Below are 20,188 nucleotides of genomic sequence, written 5' to 3'. Positions count from 1 at the left end.
GCATCGTTCGTTCCTTCCTACCTGGACGGCATTGTGAGCTCTGACACTGCGCTGGCGGTGGCCGGCACCGCCAGCGGCGATTTCGACGTCGACGCGCTCCGCCGGGAGGAGTTTCCCTGGGCCGACCGCGTGGTCTACCTCGACCACGCCTCGATCGGACCCCTGCCCGAGCGAACCCGCCGGCGCCTCGACGATTACAACCGCGTTCGGGCCGAGGCGTACCGCCTGGCGGACGAGCACATGTTCGGCGTCTTCGGGCGGTCGCGGACGCTGGTGGCAGAACTGATCGGTGCCGCCCCCTCCGAGATTGCGCTTGCCACCAACACCAGTGCCGGGATCAACCTGGCCGCGCAGGCCATCCCGCTCGAGCCCGGCGACATTATTCTGGTGAGCCACGGTGAGTTCCCCGCCAATGTCTTTCCCTGGCGGGAGCAGTCGCGCCGCGGTGCCGTGCTCGAACTCGTTCCCCTGGGGCCGGACGGCTGGCCGGATGAGTCCCGGCTGCTGGCTCGGCTCGAAGACCCTCGGGTCAAGATCCTGGCCCTTTCCCTGGTGCAGTTCCATACTGGCTACCTTGCCGACATCGGCCGGCTGGGCGCGGCCGCGCGCGCGACGGGCACCTGGTTTGTGCTCGACGCCATTCAAGGCCTGGGGCAGGAACCGTTCGACGTTGCCCGGACCCCGGTCGATATTCTGGCCTGCGGTGCGCAGAAGTGGCTTCTCTCGCCCTGGGGCTCAGGCTTTACCTACATCCGGTCGGATCTGATCGAGCGGCTGGAGCCGACCACGGTAGGATGGACGGCGTTTCAAGGGACCGACGATTTTGGCACTCTGACGGGCTATCCCTCAGGCTGGCGACATGATGCCCGCCGGTTCGAAGTCATTACCCTGCCGTTCCAGGATTTCGCTGGAATGAACGCCTCGCTCGAGCTGCTGAGCGAGCTGGGCATCGATGCGATCGCCCGTCATCTGCGGCGCCTGACGCAGCCCCTGGTGGCCTGGGCACAAGGGCGCGGCGTCCGGCTCGCATCGCCCACCGGGGCTCAGGGTACGGGCATCGTGTCGCTGGCGCTCCCCGATGCCGCCAGAGTTCATGCGGAGCTCAAGGCTCGGGGTGTGGTCGTATCGCTTCGTGAAGGTTTGATTCGAGTGAGCCCCCACTGCTACAACACGGCCGACGAGGTCACCCGTCTGATCGAGTTGCTCGATCGGACGGTCTGAGACAAGGAGCCGGTGATGACGACACTGCAGGACACCCTGCTGGCAGGGTATCGGTTCGACGGACCGAGCGTACTGCTCGGTGCGCCGCTCGATGGGCAGCACGTTCTGCCTGAGCCCAAGGTGGCCATTCCGCTCGGGATGATGAACCGCCACGGCCTGATTGCCGGGGCCACCGGTACCGGCAAGACCAAGACGCTTCAGCTGATGGCCGAGCAGCTTTCGGCTCAGGGAGTGCCGGTCTTCGTTGCGGACCTCAAGGGCGACCTCTCCGGCCTCGCGGTGCCCGGTGATCCCAGCTCCCGAATCGACGAGCGGGCCGCGGCCGTCGGGGTGCCCTGGGTCCCGCGGGCCGCGCCGGTGGAACTGGTCAGCCTCACAGGCGCCAACGGCGTTCAGCTGCGGGCCACGGTCAGCGGATTCGGGCCTCTCTTGCTGAGCAAGGTGCTGGGGCTCAACGAAACCCAGGCCAGTGTCATGGCCATGGTCTTCAAGGCCTGCGATGACCAGGGCCTGCCGTTGCTCGATTTCGACGACCTGCGCGCCGTGCTGCGCTACCTGTCCAGTGACGATGGCAAGGCGGTGCGGGACGAGTACGGCGGCATGTCCGGCGCCACGGTTGGGGTGCTGCTGCGCAAGATGGTCGAGCTCGAGGGGCAGGGCGCTCAGCAGTTCTTCGGGGAGCCGGAGTTCGATGTGCGAGACCTGCTGCACGTCGATCGCAATGGCCAGGGGATCATCACCTGCCTGCAACTCGGCGACTGCCAGGACAAGCCGGCGCTCTTTTCGACGTTCATGATGTGGCTGCTGGCCGAGCTCTTTCAGAATCTGCCCGAAGCCGGCGACCTGCCCAAGCCCAAGCTGGTGTTCTTTTTCGACGAAGCCCACTTCCTCTTCCGGGATGCGTCCAAGGTGTTCCTGGCCCAGGTCGAACAGGTGGTCCGGATGATCCGCTCCAAGGGCGTCGGTGTCTTTTTCGTGACCCAGACCCCCAAGGACGTGCCGGATACCGTGCTTGCGCAGCTGTCAAATCGGGTCCAGCACGCGCTCAGGGCCCACACTCCCGACGACGAAGCCGCGCTCAGGGCGACCGTGCGGACCTTTCCGAAAACCGCCTTCTTCGATCTGCAAGCCACGCTGACGTCGCTCGGTATCGGTGAAGCAATCGTAACCGGTCTCGATCAGCGAGGAGTTCCGACACCGGTTGCCGCCACGCGACTGATTGCGCCTGCCTCCCGGATGGCGCCCCTGACGGCCGAGGAGTATCGCCGGGAACTCGAGGAGTCGGACCTGATGCGGGCGTACGGCACCGCAGTCAACCGCGAAAGTGCCTATGAAATGCTCGCCAAGCGCATGGCGGCGATCCCGGCGGAACCACCCAAGTCCAACGGCCCGTTCCGGGAGCCGGCATCCGCTCCGGCAGGCCGTAAGGCGGGGAAGGGATGGGCGGCGGCCATCGGCGGCGCCGTGGCGGGCGCGTTCACGACGACGGTGGCCCGCTCGCTCGGACGCGAACTGGTCCGCGGGGTCTTTGGCATGCTGGGAACCCGTCCGCCCAGCACAACGAAACGCCGCCGCTGAAGCGAAACCGGAGGCACGGCTCAACCCCGCGCCTCCGGTGCCTGCGGTGCTGAGGGGCTACTTCTTCGCGACCTCTTCCTCCTTGAGCACCTTCTTGGCAAACCAGAAGACGAGGAACGCCACGATCAGGAAGTCGAGCAGGGCCCCGGCAAAAGCGCCGAGTTTGATCAGTGATGCCTCATTCCCTTCGACCAGCCGAAACCCTGCCTCACGCCAGTCGCCCCCAGGTACGAGCAGGCCGACTATCGGCATGATGATGCCATCTACCAGCGCACTCACCACCGCACCAACCTTGCCGCCGATAATGACACCGAGGGCCAGGCCGATAACGCCGTACTTCTTCATGAACGCCATGAACTCGCTACCCATGGTTCGCTCCGCAATGATTTAAGTGGTGAATCTGGCAGGAGGCCGCGTCGCGGTCCTGAGGCGGGACCGCGAGCGCGAATGTACCGCAGACCCGGTGGGTCTACAAGAGGCTAGCACACCACAGGAGTCCCCCCGGCTCTGCCGGGGAGGCACCCGAAGTTTGACAGTTCCGGGAGTATGAAGGAAGCGATCCATCGACGAAACTCCGGGCGTGAGCCACCAAGCACACGACCTAAGGAGAAACGCCGATGGACCGTTACGAGAGCTTAAGCCACTCGCAGTGGGAGTGCAAATACCACGTGATCTTCATCCCGAAGCGGCGCCGCAAGGTGCTCTACGGGAGCCTGCGCCGGCACTTGGGGGATCTTTTCCGGCAGTTGGCGAGTCAGCGGGAGAGTCGGATCGAGGAGGGGCACCTCCGGCCGGACCATGTTCACATGCTGATTTCGATTCCCCCGAAGTACGCCGTCGCGCAGGTGGTGGGGTATCTGAAGGAGAAGAGCGCGATTCATCTGGCCCGGGTCTATGGCGGCCGGAAGCAGAACTTCGTTGGCCAGCACTTCTGGGCGCGGGGGTACTTCGTCTCGACCGTGGGGCGGGACGAGGCCGTGATTCGGGACTACATTCGGCGCCAGGATGAGGAAGATCATCGCCTCGAGCAGACGCACCTCTGGCGGAGCTGATCGCCACCTACTGGTGGCTCACACCCGTGGGGGCGCCTTCGCGCCCCCACCCAGCCGCTTTGAGCGGCTCAACACCTAATGCCCCCGGCTTTGCCGGGGGATACTTACCCTGACGTCCAGGAAGGCGTAGGACCGCCGCCCTTTCTGCAGCGCCACGTACCGTCCGGCCAGCAGGTCGTCAACGCCGAGGGTCCGGTCCGCACTGGCGATCTTGGCGCCGTTGACCGAGAACCCCTGGCCCTGGATGCCGCGCCGGGCTTCAGCCTTGGACGCCGCCAGGCCGGTCTCGACCAGCGCATCGACCACGCCGATGCCGCCGGCCAGACGGTCCCGAGTCACGGCCACCGTCGGCACCTCTCCGGCAACGACATCGAGCGTCGGCAGGTCGGCGCCAACCAGCGGCGTCCCGCCGAACAGGACTTCGCTTGCTGCGATGACCCGGTCGGTCGTGTCCGCACCATGAACGCGACTGGTTACGTCCCGCGCCAGAAACCGCTGGGCCGTCCGCCTGCCCGGGTCGACAGCGTGCTCGGCAAGAACAGAAGCGATTTCTTCGAGCGGCACCACGGTAAAGGTCCGCAGCAGGCGGTCCACGTCGGCGTCTTCGGCGTTGAGCCAGAACTGATAGAACTTGTATGGGGAGGTCTTGGCCGGGTCGAGCCAGACGTTGCCCCCTTCGCTCTTGCCGAACTTGGCACCGCTTGCCGTCGTCAGCAGCGGCAGCACCAGGCCATGCGCGTCGGTGCTTTCCTTGCGGCCAATCAGCTCGACGCCGGCCGTGATATTACCCCACTGGTCGCTGCCCCCCATCTGCAACGCGCAACCCGTGGTCCGGTGCAGATGCCAGAAGTCGTAGGCCTGGATCAGCATGTAGGTGAACTCGGTAAAGGAAATCCCCGCCTCCAGGCGGCTCTTGACCGAGTCCTTCTGCAACATGTAGTTGATCGTGAAGTGCTTGCCCGCATCTCGCAGAAAGACGAGCAGCGGCAGCTCAGCGAGCCAGTCGGCGTTGTTGAGCAGCCGGGCGCCCGTCGTGTCGTCGAAGTCGAGGAACTTCTCCAACTGCTTCCCGATGGCCGCGGCATTGGCCCGAACCTGGTCGAGCGAGAGCATCGGGCGCTCGCTCCGCTTTCCGCTCGGGTCGCCTACCATCCCGGTTCCGCCGCCCACCAGCGCAATCGGACGGCCGCCCAGCCGCTGAAGCCAAACCAGTCCCATGACCGGAACCAGGTTGCCGACGTGCAGCGAGTCCGCAGTCGGATCGAACCCGACGTACCCGGTCACCGGGCCCTGAGCAAGACGTGCCTCCAGGCCGGGGGTGACGTCGTGGAGCAGCCCCCGGGCCCGCAAGGTAGTGACGAGATTCGACATAGGGTCGGCAAACTAGCTGGCGGGCGAGAACGGCGGAAGCGGTTCGTTCCCCCGGTCCGGCTGTCCGATTAGCTTCTCGGTATGGCTCGACGGTCGTTCAAGGGACTCTTCGGCTGGTGGAAAACACCCAAAATCCGGTTCCGGGTGCTCCTGACCATCGGCGCACTCGGTGTCTTCGGAGTTGCCCTCCTCGTCGGCGCCTGGTTCAACGTCTGCGGTCCGGTCGATTCCTGCCCCTCGATTGCCAGCCTCGAAAGCTACGACCCGGACCAGGCCTCGAAAGTATATGCCGCCGACGGGCGACTGGTGACCGATTTTGGTCTCCAGCGCCGGACGGTGGTGCCGCTCGAGCAGATGTCGCCAGCGGTCATCGCAGCGTTCCTGAGCACGGAAGATCGTCGCTTCTACCAGCACGGCGGGATCGACTGGGTTCGCATTCCCGGCTCGATCAAGGCCGTTCTGAGCGGACGGCGTCTCCAGGGTTTCTCGACGATAACGATGCAACTCGGCGGCAATCTCTGGCCCGAGATGATCGACCGAACCCAGCGCTCCGGGTTTCTCGGTCTGACCCGTAAGCTGCGCGAGATGCGCGTCGCGATGGACATCGAGCGCCGCTACCCGAAGCAGAAGATCCTCGAGCTGTACCTCAATCAGATCAATCTGGGCAACGGGGCCTACGGCGTCGAGGCCGCCTCGCTGCGGTACTTCGGCAAGTCGGCCCGCCAGCTCAACGTGGCCGAGGCCGCGTCGCTTGCCGCGATTCCCAAGGGTCCCACCCGCTACAACCCTCGGCGCAATCCGTCGCTCAACGTGCAACGGCGGAACCTGATCATCAACCTGCTCCGCGACCAGTCGAAGCTGTCGCGCGAATCGGCCGAGGCGTGGAAGGCCTATCCGCTGGCGCTGTCGTCGCGGTCGGACTTTACCGGTGTGGGCGACTACTTCGTCGAGTACGCCCGCCAGCTCCTGCAGGCCCGTTTCGGTGGCGATCTCTATCGCTCCGGCCTGCGAGTCTACACCACGCTCGACCTCGATATGCAGCAGGCGGCGGAACGCGCTCTCGAAGCGCAGCTGGCCAAGATCGAGTCCGGCACCGAGTACGGCCGATTCCGCCATCAGACCTTCCGAGACTATCTCGACCAGCGCGACGGCGATGCCGACGAGGCCAGCCAAGGGCCGTTTTCGCCCTATCTCCAGGGCGCGATCGTCACTGTCGAAGTCAAGACGGGGTATATCCGCGCCCTGGTGGGCGGTCGCGATTTCGGCGACTCGAAGTACAACCGCGCGACTCAGGCCGAGCGCCAGGCGGGCTCGACCTTCAAACCGTTTGTCTACGCAGCTGCCGTCCGTGCGGGCTACCGGATGAGCGATATCTACGAAGACTCGCCGGTCGAGGTCGAGATTCCCGATCAGCCTGCCTGGGCGCCCAAGAACTACGATCTCAAGTTCCGGGGGCCGCTCAGCATGCGCGAGGCGCTCTACGACTCGCGCAACACCGTGGCCGTCAAGGTCGGTCTCGACGTCGGGATCGAGGCGGTGATTCGTGAGGCGGCCATGACCGGAATCGTGCGGCGGATCCCCCGGGTGCCCTCGATTTTCATCGGCGCCTCGGAGGTGACACCGCTCGAGATCACGTCCGCCTTCGGAACCTTTGCCAACATGGGCGTTCGGGTACCGCCCACCGCCATTACCCGGGTCGAAGATGCCAACGGCAACATCCTCTGGCAGCCGGAGACCAAACAGGCTCGGGTCATGGAGCCGGAGCAGGCCTGGCTCGTGCTCGATGGCCTGCGCGACGTGGTACGCAAGGGCACCGCAGCGGGCATGATGCCCCGGGTCGGAATCAGCTTGCCCGCCGGCGGAAAAACCGGCACCACCAACGACGGCATGGACGTCTGGTTCATCGGGTTTACCCCCGATCTCGTTACCGGCGTCTGGATGGGCTTCGACAAGAAGCAGGTCATCATGTCCAACGCGCAGGGCGGTCGCCTCGCAGCGCCTGCATGGGCCCTGATGATGAAGGAAGTCTACGAGCGGCGTCGTGCCCCGACGCCGTGGCAGATGCCGGAAGGCGTGGTCACCATGAGCATCGACCGTTCGACCGGCTATCTCGCGACCCCCATGTGCCCCGCGAGGTCGGTTGGTCCGGAGTTCTATGCTCCGGGCACCGAGCCGACCGAGCGCTGTCCCATCCACGGCGGTACGCGTCCGCCGCAGGTCGATCCGGACAACAGTCATTGAGCCTGCCATCGGGGCCGCCCGTGCGTCTGACGGCGGACTGGCTCGTCACCCTGACCGGCCCGCCAGTGGCCGGGGCCGCGGTGCTTCTCGACAGCGGCGGTCGGATTGCCGCGCTGGGTCCGAGCGCTACCGTTCCGGCCCCGCCCGGCATCCCGGAACTGAGGTTCCCGGGCACGGCCCTGATCCCGGGGCTCGTCAACGCCCATACCCACCTGGAACTGACCGGCCTCGGTGGACAGGTCGAGGAAGACGACTTTACCCGGTGGATCCGCGGGGTGCGCGAACTCAAAGCGAGTCTGTCGCCCGAGTGGTTTCAGTCTGCGGCCCGTCAGGGCGTTCGCGATGCCTTTGCCGCTGGCATCACCATGGTGCTCGACACCGGTGACTCCGGCGCCGTGCTGCCCGCGCTGGCTGAGCTGGGCGGCGCGGGCATCGCATACCAGGAGGTCTTCGGTCCGGATCCGGCGCAGTGCGAAGCCAGTCTGGCCGGGCTCCGGGCCGCGCTCGATCGTCAGCGCGCCTATTGCTCGGATCGAGTTCGGCTGGGTGTGTCGCCCCACGCGCCCTATACGGTGAGCGGACCACTCTATCGCGCAGTTGCCGAGCTTGCGTTGCAAGAGGCGCTGCCGATTGCCGTTCATCTGGCCGAATCGCCCGCCGAAAGCCGGTTCGTCGCCGAGGATGAGGGTCCCTTTGCCGATGCCTGGCGGCTTCGGGGCATCCCGCCGCTTGCTCTGCATGGGGCGCTGCCGGTCGCGGCCCGGCGCTCGCCGGTGGCCTGGCTCGATGCGCACGGGGTGCTGGGGCCGACCACGCTCTGCATTCACACGATCCAGCTCGACGACGCCGATCGCGAGGTGCTGGCCGCGCGACAGGCGGGCATCGCCCACTGTCCTGTTTCCAACCGTCGGCACGGGCATGGCGACGCGGCCAGTGCCGCCCTGGTCGCCTGCGGGCTCAGGGTGGGCGTCGGGACCGATTCCGTGGTGAGTGTCGGGGCGCTCGACATGTTCGCCGAGTTGCGGGCCGCCCGCCTTCTGCTCGGGACCTCGGCTCGGGAAACGCTCCGGCATGGTACGATGACCGGGGCCGAACTCGCCGGGATGGCTGCCGATCGCGGGGCGCTCACCCCCGGGCGCTTCGGCGATGTTGCGGCCGTCAGGCTTTCGGAAGCGGGAGACCCTGATTTAGTTGAAGAGTTGGTCCTGGCGGCTGAAGCAAAATCGGTCGTGGCAACCTTTGCCTCGGGCGTAATGGTTCACCGGGCGCTTTGAACCGGTGGTACCGCCCTGCGGCAGACCACGCCCGGACAGACTTGATTCGAGCCAGGGTTTCTTCCTAGCTTGGTAGGATACCCTTTTCGCGGAGTGAGTGGTGCGGTGCCTCGCGCTCAACGCATCTTTTGAACCCCTGACGATGGTCCCGCTTCGGCGGGCCCTGCGCCTGGTGATCGACGGCAAAGCCGAGATCGTCGAGGCGGAGCATGGGGAAGAGATGCGGAGCGCGCGGCTCGCACTTCCTAAACCGGCAATCATCCGGCTGGTCAAGTTCGTGCATGTTCCCCGGAAGTTCCGCCGCCAGGTTACCAATACGTTCCTCTTCGCGCGCGACGATTATGCCTGTCAGTACTGCAGCCGAACGCAGGGCGAGTTGCGTCCGCGCGAATGCCTGACCCGCGATCACCTGATTCCGATTTCACGGGGTGGCGGGAACGAGTGGCACAACGTGGTGACCGCCTGCAGCACCTGCAACACCAGGAAAGGCAACCGGTTGCCCGACGAGTGCGGGATGCACCCGATGCACGAGCCGATGGAGCCGCACTTCGTCCACCTGGCGTGGGCTGTGCGGCGCCTCACGGCGACCCAGGCGAAGTATATCCGCCTCTTCTACGGAGCCGACGCGCTGCGCGCGTTGGCGGGGTAGATCGCATCACGCAATGTGCGGCCTGACCGGCTTTTTCACGACACGCCCCCGAACCGATCAGAGCCTGACGACTGACGTGTCCGCGATGATGGTACCGATCCATCATCGCGGTCCGGACGACAGCGGCAACTTCGTCGATGCCGAATCCGGCATCGCGATCGGGTTCCGCCGCCTTTCGATCATCGACTTGTCGCCGCTCGGCCACCAGCCGATGACCTCCGCGTCGGGGCGCTATGTCCTGGCCTTCAACGGCGAGATCTACAACTACGCCGCGCTGCGTGAGGAACTGGCCGCCCGAGGTGCGACGTTCCGCGGGCATTCGGATACTGAAGTCATCCTTGCCGCCTTCGAGGCGTGGGGCGTTCGGGCCGCGCTGCCGCGCTTCGTGGGCATGTTTGCGATGTCGCTCTGGGACCGGCGTGAGCGGGAGCTCAACCTGATCCGCGATCGGCTCGGCAAGAAGCCGCTCTTCGTGTACGCGGAACCCGGGTACATCGCCTGGGGGTCGGAGCTCAAAGCGCTGGTCGCCGGCCCGTCCTTCGATCGGTCGATCGACCCGGCGGCCGTGGTCGAGTACCTGCGCTACCTCTACGTACCGGCGCCGCGGTCGATTTACCGCCGGGTTCGCAAGCTCGAGCCCGGAGCGCTTGTCACGATTCGGGATCCTGATCAGCCTTTGCCCATTTCCGACCGGTACTGGTCGCTCGAGGCGGTGGCCGAAGCGGGCGAGGCGCAGCCCTTCCGGGGATCCGATGCCGAGGCGGTCGATCGGCTCGAAGCGCTGCTGGCCGATGCGGTCAAGCTTCGGCTCTATGCCGACGTGCCGTTAGGCGCACTGCTGTCTGGCGGGATCGATTCGTCGACCGTGGTCGCGCTGATGCAGGAGCAGATGTCGCGCCCGGTCAAGACCTATACCATCGGCTTCGAAGAAAAGGCCTACGACGAGCTTCATCACGCCGAGGCCGTCGCGAAACATCTGGGCACCGATCAGACCTCGCTGCGTCTGACCGGGACCGATGCGCTGGATCTGATACCGCGGCTGGCCGATTGGTTCGATGAGCCGCTGGCCGATCCCTCGCAGCTGCCGACCTTTCTGGTCTGCCAGCTGGCCAGGCGTGACGTGACCGTGGCGCTCTCCGGCGATGGCGGTGACGAGCTGTTTGCCGGATACAACCGCTATCGGTTCGGGCGCCGGCTTCTCAACGCGGTCGAGTACGTTCCGCGCACGTTGCGGCGTCCGGTGGGCAGCCTGCTCCGGCTGATGGGTCGCTCCGGCGGTGACCTGCGCTCGCGCTCCGGCAAGCTGCGCAAGCTGGGCGAGTTCCTCTCGGCGCCGTCCGAGGGGTATGCCTATCGGAGCCTGCTGTCGGCGTGGCAGGAGCCGGGGGAGTTGGTTCCTGGCGTGGTCGAGGAGCCGGGGCTGTTCGTCGAGAAGATGGAGCGGCAGCGTCCCTACACGCTGCTGGCGCGGATGATGCTGGCCGATCAGCGCAGCTACCTGCCTGACGATCTGCTGGCCAAGGTCGATCGCGTCAGCATGGCGGTCAGTCTCGAGGCCCGGGCGCCGATTCTCGACCATCGTGTGGCCGAGTTTGCCTGGACTCTGCCGGATTCGATGCGAATCCGCGGCGATCAGACCAAGTGGATATTGCGGCAGGTGTTGTACCGGAAGGTGCCCCAGGCACTGGTCGATCGCCCCAAGATGGGATTCTCGGTACCCATCTCGGCCTGGCTGCGTGGTCCGCTGCGGTCGTGGGGCAATGATCTGCTTGGATCTGCCGGGCTCGGCGCGGTGGACCTGCTCGACGCGGGTCGTTGTCGGGAAGCCTGGAGCCGCCTCCAGGCCGGTGAAGAGCACCGCAGCCTTGCCCTCTGGTCCCTTCTGGTCTTCCTCGATTGGCACGGCAGGTGGGCTCGGGCCTGACCCGGGTCAGAAGGCGTCGTCGTCCTCGTCGTCATCATCGTCATGCTGAACCTGAAACTGCTCGCTGCGCGCCTGCAGCACCTGGCTCGGCAGCCCGGCCAGCCGGAGCAGGAAGCGTCGGATGCCCCGTCCCACCGTGGTGCCCTGCTCGGGGACGTCGAGCGTCGGGTCGCCTGCCAGGAACCGCTCGAGCTGGTCGATGTCGCGGTCCGACAGCGCCGTAATTCGGGCCGACACCGTGTAGTAGAACCGACCGTCTCGCCGTGGGTAGATCGCGATTCGCTGGGGCAGGTTGAGGTAGCGGTCGGCCGCATCGCGTAACGCAAACCGGGACGGCCGCAGTCGACGGTTGGCGACCACGAACGTGACCGTGTACTCCTCCTGCAGCGGCTCCTTGGTCACGATCGTCTGCCAGCTCGTCTCGCTCGCCAGTTCGTCGATCCATCCTTCCCGCGATCGCCAGGTCTGCATCGTGTACGACACGATCAGCGGCAGCGATTTCTCCAGCGCTTCCTTCCATCGTTCGTCGACCAGCAGATTGCGGAGGTAGACGATCGGCATCCGCGCCCCGTTGCTCTGGAGCGTCGAGTCGAGCGCCATCGAGAGGGACACCGTGGTCCGGGAGCCGGTTTCCTGAGCCTGCGCAGCCGCGATCTGGGCTGCCAGGAGGGCCAGAGCGAGGAGCCAGCGTCGCATCAGAAACGCCGCTCGAGGCGCAGGATGAACCGGAACTTGTCGTCCACGGCAAGCGGCTTGGCGAGATAGACCGCGAGCCCGCCGGCGTCGATTCCGACCCCGATGTCCGCGTCCCACTCGTTGAAGCGTGGGATCCGATTGTTGGGCACTCGGCCCGGTCCCTCACCCGTCAGCCATGCCTTGCCGACATTGCCGAGCAGGACCAGGTCGGCCTGCTGGATGCCGAGCAACTGTTGAAGCATGGCTAGATCCGCGTTGCGCAGCCTGAGCGGTAGCGGGAGAGGCAGGTTGCGGCGGACCTCGAGCTGGAAGGCCAGCGACCGATCGCAGAGTGCGGCCTGGGTGGGGTCGACGTATCCTGGCGGGGCGCAGTTCTGCGACCGGAATCCGAATCCGGGCAGGATGTCAGGTCCGCCCAGGGAGACTCGACGCTGGATCGGCAGCGGATCGCCATCGACCCAGCCGGCACCCACGAGACGGGCGTTGACCCGGCTCTTGGGATCGAATCGGGCGTAGCGCCGGATATCGAACGCCAGCTTCGCGAAATGATAGCGTCCCGGGAGGATCGGCGGCCGGATCGCGGTGGGCAGCGACACCGGCGAGGCATCGTCTGTCCGACTGTCTTCATACGTGGCCGTTACCAGCCATCCGTTGGTGGGGTCCGCAGGATCATTGCGACTGTCGTACCTCAGCCCCAGCCGGTGGGTCAGATAGCGGCCGTCGTCAACCAGGGGATTGGGTCGCCAGGTGTCGCGATTACGGAAGACCGAGACCGGATCGCTCGCCGGGACAGACCGCTCGAGGTCGCTCCGAAGTCCGTAGCTCAGCTGCAGGCGCGGTACGGGCTCGACGGTCAGATAGCCCTCGGCGCCGCGGGTCTCGAAATGGTCGCGGTAGTCGCGCTGGAGCATGAAGGCTGACCACCCCGATTCGCCCCGGGTCAGCGGCTGCTGCTCGATCGGCACGATTTCCCGAGAGGCGCGCCCACCGATCCGCAGCCAGCGTCTGTCGGTTCCGATCTGCCACTCGGTGGTGATTCGGAATCCGATGTTGTCGCGCAGCTTGGTGCGATCCGTCGCGGGGCGGAAGATGCCGCGGACATCGAGCTCGACGTCGAGCCCGGGGCCGCCCTCGCTGCGGAAGGTCGGTCCGAAGATGATTGGGAGGCCTTCGACTCGGTTGTAGGTCTTGCCGGTTTCGAGGGTCAGTCGGGTGTTGAGCGCGCCGGTCTGGAACTCGGTGTGCGCCGCCGCCAGCTCTCCGAGTGGACGGCGGCGCTCGCGCAGGACCAGGAGGCCATTGGGCATCCGGTACACTGCGGCCAGCGCATCGTGGGTCTTCTGATCGCCGTCGAGCCGGCCGCCGTCGCGAACGTAGATCCGCCCGCCGACGACGAGGACCGATCCGCGCACCACCCCGCCGGGTCCGATGACCAGGTCGCCGTTGATGACGGTGACTGGACCGTCGATTCGGCCGAGCACCCGAAGCGTGCCCCGGTACATCGCGATACGCCCCTCCATGCGGGCGCCGGCTGGAAGGGTAAAGCTGCTGGCCAGGCGTGTGGTGGTGCTGTCGTTGTAGGCGTTGATCAGTTGCTGCACCAGTTCGGGTGGCAATGCGCCCTCGGTCGGCTCGTCGACCGCATCCGGGTGAATCACCACCACGCTATCCTGGGCCAGCGCGGCGCGCGCCGGTCCGATCAGACCCAGCAGCAACGTGCTGATGCGGAGCCAGCCTAGTCGGGCGGTCATGACAGCCCCAGCCGCTTCATCCGGCGGTAGAGATTGGCCCGGTCGGTCTGCAGCGCGCGGGCAGCCTCCGCCACGTTGCCGGAGGCTCGGGACAGCGCGTCCTGGACCAGGGCGCGCTCATAGTCATCGAGCAGGTTGGACAGCGAGCGCCCCTGGTGGTCGCTGGGCAGGCCGAAGCTGTGGTCCTGTCCGGTGTGCCCCTCGACTTTCGGCGCCGACCGTGGCAAGACCTGGCGGACCGAGGCCGAGTCGATCTCCGAGCCGCCGATGATGGACAGACGTTCGACCACATTGGCGAGTTCACGGATGTTGCCGGGCCAGTGGTACGAGCTCAGCAGAGCCAGTGCGTCGCCTGTAAACGTCGGTGCCTGGTGGCCGCGCAGTCGATCCGCCAGATAGCGGACGAGATCCGGCAGGTCGTCGATCCGATGGCGGAGCGGTGGCAGCTCGATCGGGAAGACGTTGAGCCTGAAGAACAGGTCCTCGCGAAAGGTGCCCGCGGCCACGGCTTCGTCGAGGCGCTGATTCGTGGCCGAAACGATGCGCACATCGACACGCTTGGCACGCTCGGCGCCGAGTCGCTGAATTTCCCCGGTTTCGAGGACCCGGAGCAACTTGGCCTGCGCTTCGAGATTGAGGTCGCCCACCTCGTCCAGGAACAGGGTGCCCCCGTCGGCCATTTCGAACCGCCCCATCCGACGGTCCACGGCGCCGGTAAAGGCGCCTCGCTCGTGACCGAACATCTCGCTCTCGACGAGATCGCGCGGAATCGCGGCGCAGTTGACCGAGATGATGGCGCGTCCGGCGCGGCGGCTCGCGGTATGGATGGCATTGGCCACGAGTTCCTTGCCGGTTCCCGATTCGCCGAGGATCAGGACGCGCGCTTCGGTCGGCGCCACCTGATTCACGGCCGCACGAACACGCTGCATCTCCGCCGTGGTTCCGATCAGCTCGGCCCGGGTGCGCGACAGCTGCGACTTGAGCACCCGGTTCTCGGCCTGGGTCCGGGTCAGCTCCAGGGCGGAGCGCAGGGTTACCAGCACCGCTTCGGGTGTGAGGGGCTTTTCCAGGAACTGAAAGGCGCCGTGCTTGATGGCCCGGACCGCATCGGTCAGCTGCGCTTTCCCGCTCATCATGATGACTGGCGTCGCAGGATCGCGCTCCCGGATGGCCGCCAGCGTTTCGATGCCGTCGGGGCCGGGCGGCATCATCAGGTCGAGCAGGATGGCGTCGGGGCGGACCTCCTCCAGCGTCAGCAGCGCCGCGTTGCCGTTCGGAGCTTCGGCCACCTCGAATCCCTCGGCCTTGAGCAGCGCACCAAGCATGCGCCTGATGTTGGCCTCGTCATCGACGATCAGAATGCGTGTCGTCATCGCCAGTTCCTTCGCCGGTCGGCCACCCGGCGTTCTACGAATGGTCGGTCAGTTGGCCGGGCCCGGGCGCTCTCCGAGGTCAGCGGCAGCCAGATCACCATCGTGGCCCCTCCGCCCTCGGTTTCTCCGACCTCGATGGTGCCCTGGTGGAGGTCAACCGCCTGCTTGACGATGGCCAGGCCAAGCCCGGTGCCGTCAGCCTTGTCCGTGAAATAGGGCTCGAAGATCCGGCTCCGCTTCTCAGCGGCAATGCCGGGACCCTGGTCTGCAATAGACACGCGAACCCCGCCGTCCCATGGACGGACCGTCACGTCGATCCGTCCCTCACCCTGCATGGCTTCCGATGCATTCCGCAGCAGGTTGGCCAGCGCGCGGCGGAGCGAATCGTAATGGCCGGTCACGTGAGGTGCGGCGGCGTCGACCCAGAGGTGGCCTTTGACGCCCTGCGGCAGCGAGGTGCGCAGCAGCTCGCTCAGCAATTCGCCCAAGTCGACGTCGGCGGGCGGGCCTTCGGGAAGCCGGCCCAGATTGGCAAAATCCCGGGCCAGCTGCTCCAGGCGAGTCGACTCCGCCCGAAGCACCTCGAGCGCCTCTTCCTGGTCCTTCGTGGCGGTTCGACCCAGTGAGGACACGGCAAAGCGAATCGGGGTCAGGGGATTCTTCATCTCGTGCGCCACTCGGCGGGCGACTTCCCGAAAGGCCCGCAGGCGTTCAGACTCGAGTTCGGCCCGGCGGGCCTTCGACAACCCGTCCGCCATGTCGCGAAGCGCGGTGCGGAGGGCGGCGAACTCAGGCGCACCGCCTTTGGGAGGATCGGGCGGCAGCGGTTCCTGGCGTTGAATCCGGCCGGCCCACCCGACCAGGTTGTCGATCGGCTGGCTGAGTTGCCGAGCCAGGTTGTGGCCGAGAAAGACGGCAAGCACCACGAGAATGGAGCCGAGCACGACCAGTACGATAGCCAGCCCTCGGGTCAGGCGGCTCTGGTAAAACTCGGCCCGCTGAGACAGGGCGATCTGCCGGCTCAGGACGTCGCGATGCGCCTGCAAAGCCTGGTGTTCGGCGGGAGTGAGCCGGGTGGAATCGAGCGCGGCAAATAGGTCGCGCCCCGATTGCCGCAGCGGCTGGATCACGATCTGCGCCGGGGCGCCCGGGTTACTCGTGAGCGAGGAATACGCCCAACCAAGCAGGGCAAATGCCGACGGCGCTCCGAGAAGGAGCAGCACGAGGGAAACCCGGCTTCGGAAGGTCAGGGCGCGCATGAGAGAGGTATTCTAACCCTCGATCAGCGGGTACGGACGGGGGGAGGAGATGCTGTGCTGAGGCATGCGGTCTGTTGCGTTGACGCAACGATGGCCTGAAGCTACTGTGCGTTGAGTGTGCAACAGCCCGTTCGCTCCTGTGGCATTGCTTCTGCAGTTAACTATGCCTCTCTAGGGCAATGCCATTGTCCGGAACGAGTACCAGACATCTCTTAGGAACGCTATGTCTCTGCCCCAGCGCTGGAAAATCGTTCGGGTCTGGATCGCGGTCTGCTTGGCCACGGCCGGGGTGTCGGGTCCCCTTGCCGCCCAGAGCCTGACCTCGGGATCGTTGCAGGGGGTCGTAGTCGGAGTTGATGGTGGTCCGCTCGACGGAGCCCAGGTCACGATCGAGACGGCCACCGGCGGGGCGGTCGGCTCCTTCCAGACGGGATTTTCCGGAACCTTCGGAATCAACCTCCTCGCCGCCGGAGAGTACCGCGTCCTGGTGGAGCAGGCCGGCTACCAGCCGGTGCGGCGGATCGGGATCGTGGTCGCTCCGGGCCAGCAGACCTCGATCAGCGTCGTGCTCGAACGTCGGCCGCCCCCGATTCTGGCGGTAGAAGAGCAGGTCGAGAGGGCCTCTCCCTCCGGGATGGCTCGTGCCCGCTTGGTCAGTCGGATCGAGTTGACGAGCCACGAGGCGCGACGGGACCTGTCCGACGTGGCATCCGGCCTGAGCGAGTTCGTCGCTCCGGTCGATGGCCGCGCAGGCCTCGCCCTGTCGGCGGGCGGTTTGCCCGGCTGGCGGAGTCGACTGATCGTGGATGGGGTGCCCGAGACCCTGCTGTCGCATCCTGGATTTCCGGACCAGCCGGCCCTGACTCCGATCTTTGCGCGCGACGGGCTCGACCAGGTGTCCGTGCTCGGCGCGCCCGTAGACCTCGAGTGGCGGGGCGGCTTGGGAACCACGATTGCTGCGCAAACGCGGCGGGGCGGCAACCGCTTGCTCTTTCAGCCGTATCTCAGTGCGAGCTCCGGTGCGCTGGGTGCTCGGCCGCTCGACAACCCGGCGGACAGCACCGCATTGTCGCTCCGCGGGGGCGTCTTCCTGAGCGGGCCGATCGTTACGGACACCGCGTCCTTTGCGCTCCGCTTCGATTTCCAGTCGGTCGAAACGCCGAGTTCGTACGCGTGGGCGCAGGACGCCGCGACCTATCGTGGCCAGGCCGTTTCGCTGCGCGAGGTGCTCCCCGCCATTGCGGCGGATTCGTTCGGTACGCAGATCGGTTCGCTCGTCGCGCCCCCTGTTCGTCGCTGGCGCGGCGGCAGCGGATCGGGTCGGGTCGACTGGCGGCTGGGCGCGGCACATGAGGTGGCGGTGCGGGCAGGCTTGGCCGTTTGGAAGGAGGAGGCCGGCCTGCTGGGCAGCGAGCTGGTGTCCGGAGCCGGCAGCGAACTTTCTGCCCGCGACGCCTCGGCGGCGTTGACCGTGACCAGTCGGGGCACTCTGATCTCGAACGAACTTCGCGTCGGGTTTGGCCTGGCGCGGCGCGAGTACGGCGGGACCGCGGTTCCGTCCACGACGGTCGTCGGCAGCGGCGCAGCCTTCGGTCGTTCCCTGGGCCTCCCGGCCCTCTTCGACCAGAAGACCTTCGATATCTCGAACGCGGTCCAGCTGCGCGCGGGCGTCCACCAGATCAAGGTCGGTGGCAGCGCGAGTCTGATCGACTACCGCCAGGATTACCGTTACGGAGCGAGCGGAGCGTTCCTCTTCGGATCAGTGGACGGCTTCGGCGCTGGGCAGGGCGTCTTCTCACAGGTCGTGGGTCCCGCCGAGGCGGCGAGCTTCACGACGGCGCAGCTCGGAGCATTCCTGCAGGACACCTGGTCCGTGTCGCCGAGCCTCTCCATTCTGTTGGGAACTCGGATCGACTACTTCACGCTTCCGACCGACAAGGTCAATACCAACCCGGTGTGGGAAGCGATCACTGTAGCACGCGAGGAAGTCTACCAGAACAGCGTCAACATTTCGCCGCGGCTCGGCTTCGTTTGGCAGAACGCGGGCGACTGGGTCGTGCGAGGCGGCGCTGGCTATTCCTTCGCGCCCCTCGATCGGTTTGCCTTTGCCGAGTCGATTCTCTTCGATCGCGAGGTCATGGTGCATCGCGGGGTCGGCGGATTCGATGCCTGGCCGGCGCTTCCGGGTCTGAGCGCGGCGCCGATTGCCGGAGAGCGCCTGACCCTGCTCAACACCACGATCCGTGCGCCGCGAACCGCTAAGCTCGATTTCGGAATCAGCCGGAGCCTGGGCGACGCCACGTTGCACCTCTCCGGTGCCTATCACCACACCGATTACCTGCTGCGCCGCGAGGATCTCAATCGGCTGGCTGCGCCGGTGGCGGCTACGCAGGAAGGCCGCCCGGTTTATGGCTCACTGGTCAAGCTCGGCGGACTCGTCGCCGCGGTTCCCGAAGGCAACCGTCGCTTTACGGGCTTCGATCTCGTCAGCGGGCTTTCGCCGACCGGATACGCCACCTACTACGAGTTCGCGGCAAGGCTCGAGCAGCGGCTGAGCGGTCGGGTCGCCTTGATAGCCTCGTACACCTACTCCAAGACTGAAGACAATCTGATCGGGTCGCGGTCGGCTGATCCGACCGATCAGTTGAACCCGTTTCCCGATGGGCTGAATGGCGTCGACTGGGCCAAGGGACGATCGGACTTCGACGTGCCGCATCGGGGGACCGCACTCCTCCGAATCTCGACGGGCGGTCGATCGCCTTTGACACTCTCGGGTCGCTACCGGGTTCGCTCGGGACTGCCGTTCACGCCGGGATTCCGGCCCGGGGTCGACGTCAATGCGGACGGATCAGGCAACAACGATCCGGCCCACCTCGGTACAGCGGTCGCCGGTGTGGACGCCGCGCTGCGGAATGCCGGTTGCGAGGGTGGTGCAACCGGAGGCTTCGCGGTTCGGAACAGCTGCCGGGAAACGCTGCATCAGGCCTTCGACCTGAGTCTCTCGGTCGGGCTTCCGGTCGGTCGGCTCGGCGATCGACTCGCCCTAACGGTCGATGCCTTCAATCTGGTGGCGACCGAAACCGGGATCGTCGACCGTGCGCTCGTGCTGGTCGATCCGGCGGGCAGTATCGGATCCGGCGGGTCGGGGATTCTGACCCTGCCGCTCGTTGCGAATCCCAATTTCGGCTCCCTCCTGGTCCGGCGCGGCGATCCCCGCTCGGTCCGGGTTGGCCTGCGCCTGGAGTACTGAGCCATGCGAACCTTCTCCTTGTCTCGGGCGGGCCTCGCGGTGGTCGCGGCGCTTGCCGCCGGATGTGACAACGCCGGGGTCGACCTCGGATTTCCGGCCGAACCGACTGGCGCCATCGTGGTGCATCTGTACCTCGATGCCGACGGTTCCCGGACCAACACGCCACTCGACGTCCTGTATGCTGGTGCGCGGGTGGCGTTGCTGACCCGCGGCGCGGATACGGTGCGAACCGTCATATCCGATGCGCAGGGTCGGGCTCGCTTCTCGGATGTCGTGCTCGGACAGTATCTGATTGGGGTCGCTCCAAGCAGCCTGGGAGATTCGGTTTCGGTTGCGCAGATCGATACCACTCACATTGCCGTGGCCCAGGGAATGGATACGGTCCGGGTGTCGGTTCGGCTTGCCTATCCCGAGCTCTCGGTGCGGGAGGCCCGCACGGCGACGGCAGGCCGACGGGTCTTTCTGCGGGGCGTGATTCTGTCCGGCGTTCAGTCCTTCCGTGACACGACCTCTCATATGTCGGACAGCTCTGGAGCCATCCGACTGACC

15 protein-coding genes are annotated in these 20,188 nt (G+C 66.3%); 9 read left to right on the top strand and 6 right to left on the bottom strand.

Annotation, left to right across the window (positions count from 1 at the left end):
• Nucleotides 1-33: 33 nt before the first annotated feature.
• The gene (locus KF785_07150; GenBank protein ID MBX3146535.1) at nt 34-1,221 is read left to right on the top strand and encodes an aminotransferase class V-fold PLP-dependent enzyme; all 1,188 of its coding nucleotides are present in this window, start codon (nt 34-36) and stop codon (nt 1,219-1,221) included.
• A gap of 15 nt (nt 1,222-1,236) precedes the next feature.
• On the top strand, nt 1,237-2,799 hold the full coding sequence (locus tag KF785_07145) for a DUF853 family protein (GenBank protein ID MBX3146534.1): 1,563 nt from the start codon (nt 1,237-1,239) through the stop codon (nt 2,797-2,799).
• Between the two features lie 57 nt (nt 2,800-2,856).
• On the opposite strand, the gene KF785_07140 is transcribed toward KF785_07145, so the two are convergent.
• Nucleotides 2,857-3,168 (bottom strand): MscL family protein, encoded by a 312-nt coding sequence (locus tag KF785_07140; protein ID MBX3146533.1) that lies wholly within the window; start codon nt 3,166-3,168, stop codon nt 2,857-2,859.
• Nucleotides 3,169-3,416: 248 nt separating this feature from the next.
• Here KF785_07140 and tnpA point away from each other — a divergent pair, with 248 nt between their 5' ends.
• Complete coding sequence (tnpA, locus tag KF785_07135; GenBank protein ID MBX3146532.1) at nt 3,417-3,851, top strand: IS200/IS605 family transposase; 435 nt, start codon at nt 3,417-3,419, stop codon at nt 3,849-3,851.
• A gap of 75 nt (nt 3,852-3,926) precedes the next feature.
• On the opposite strand, the gene KF785_07130 is transcribed toward tnpA, so the two are convergent.
• On the bottom strand, nt 3,927-5,222 hold the full coding sequence (locus KF785_07130) for a tyrosine--tRNA ligase (GenBank protein MBX3146531.1): 1,296 nt from the start codon (nt 5,220-5,222) through the stop codon (nt 3,927-3,929).
• Between the two features lie 81 nt (nt 5,223-5,303).
• On the opposite strand from KF785_07130, the gene KF785_07125 reads away from it, so the two are divergent.
• The 4 genes from KF785_07125 (at nt 5,304) to asnB (ending at nt 11,310) form a co-directional block, all read left to right on the top strand.
• On the top strand, nt 5,304-7,463 hold the full coding sequence (locus tag KF785_07125; protein ID MBX3146530.1) for a PBP1A family penicillin-binding protein: 2,160 nt from the start codon (nt 5,304-5,306) through the stop codon (nt 7,461-7,463).
• The gene (locus tag KF785_07120; protein ID MBX3146529.1) at nt 7,460-8,737 is read left to right on the top strand and encodes an amidohydrolase family protein; all 1,278 of its coding nucleotides are present in this window, start codon (nt 7,460-7,462) and stop codon (nt 8,735-8,737) included. The genes KF785_07125 and KF785_07120 overlap by 4 nt, the downstream gene beginning before the upstream one ends.
• Nucleotides 8,738-8,879: 142 nt before the next feature.
• Nucleotides 8,880-9,386 carry an HNH endonuclease gene (locus KF785_07115; GenBank protein ID MBX3146528.1) on the top strand — a complete coding sequence of 169 codons (507 nt, stop codon included), beginning with the start codon at nt 8,880-8,882 and terminating at the stop codon, nt 9,384-9,386.
• A 13-nt stretch (nt 9,387-9,399) separates the two neighbouring features.
• Entirely contained in the window at nt 9,400-11,310 is a 1,911-nt protein-coding gene (asnB, locus tag KF785_07110) for an asparagine synthase (glutamine-hydrolyzing) (protein MBX3146527.1), read from the top strand.
• Nucleotides 11,311-11,316: 6 nt separating this feature from the next.
• On the opposite strand, the gene KF785_07105 is transcribed toward asnB, so the two are convergent.
• Genes KF785_07105 through KF785_07090 form a run of 4 tightly spaced genes read right to left on the bottom strand, consistent with a single transcriptional unit; the run spans nt 11,317 to nt 16,389 of the window.
• Complete coding sequence (locus KF785_07105; GenBank protein ID MBX3146526.1) at nt 11,317-12,006, bottom strand: hypothetical protein; 690 nt, start codon at nt 12,004-12,006, stop codon at nt 11,317-11,319.
• Nucleotides 12,006-13,757 carry a BamA/TamA family outer membrane protein gene (locus KF785_07100; GenBank protein ID MBX3146525.1) on the bottom strand — a complete coding sequence of 584 codons (1,752 nt, stop codon included), beginning with the start codon at nt 13,755-13,757 and terminating at the stop codon, nt 12,006-12,008. The genes KF785_07105 and KF785_07100 overlap by 1 nt, the downstream gene beginning before the upstream one ends.
• On the bottom strand, nt 13,754-15,130 hold the full coding sequence (locus tag KF785_07095) for a sigma-54-dependent Fis family transcriptional regulator (protein ID MBX3146524.1): 1,377 nt from the start codon (nt 15,128-15,130) through the stop codon (nt 13,754-13,756). The genes KF785_07100 and KF785_07095 overlap by 4 nt, the downstream gene beginning before the upstream one ends.
• Nucleotides 15,127-16,389, bottom strand: a complete 1,263-nt coding sequence (locus tag KF785_07090) for a HAMP domain-containing histidine kinase (GenBank protein ID MBX3146523.1) — start codon at nt 16,387-16,389, stop codon at nt 15,127-15,129. The genes KF785_07095 and KF785_07090 overlap by 4 nt, the downstream gene beginning before the upstream one ends.
• Nucleotides 16,390-16,612: 223 nt before the next feature.
• Here KF785_07090 and KF785_07085 point away from each other — a divergent pair, with 223 nt between their 5' ends.
• A complete protein-coding gene (locus KF785_07085; GenBank protein MBX3146522.1) occupies nt 16,613-19,639 on the top strand; it encodes a TonB-dependent receptor in 3,027 nt (1,008 codons plus the stop codon).
• Between the two features lie 3 nt (nt 19,640-19,642).
• Nucleotides 19,643-20,188, top strand: a 546-nt coding sequence (locus tag KF785_07080; GenBank protein MBX3146521.1) for a hypothetical protein, incomplete at its 3' end; no start/stop codon positions are given.

The organism is Gemmatimonadales bacterium (assembly GCA_019637315.1).
Classification (GTDB): Bacteria; Gemmatimonadota; Gemmatimonadetes; order Gemmatimonadales; family GWC2-71-9; genus SHZU01.
This window is presented reverse-complemented; position numbering and strand designations above follow the sequence as displayed.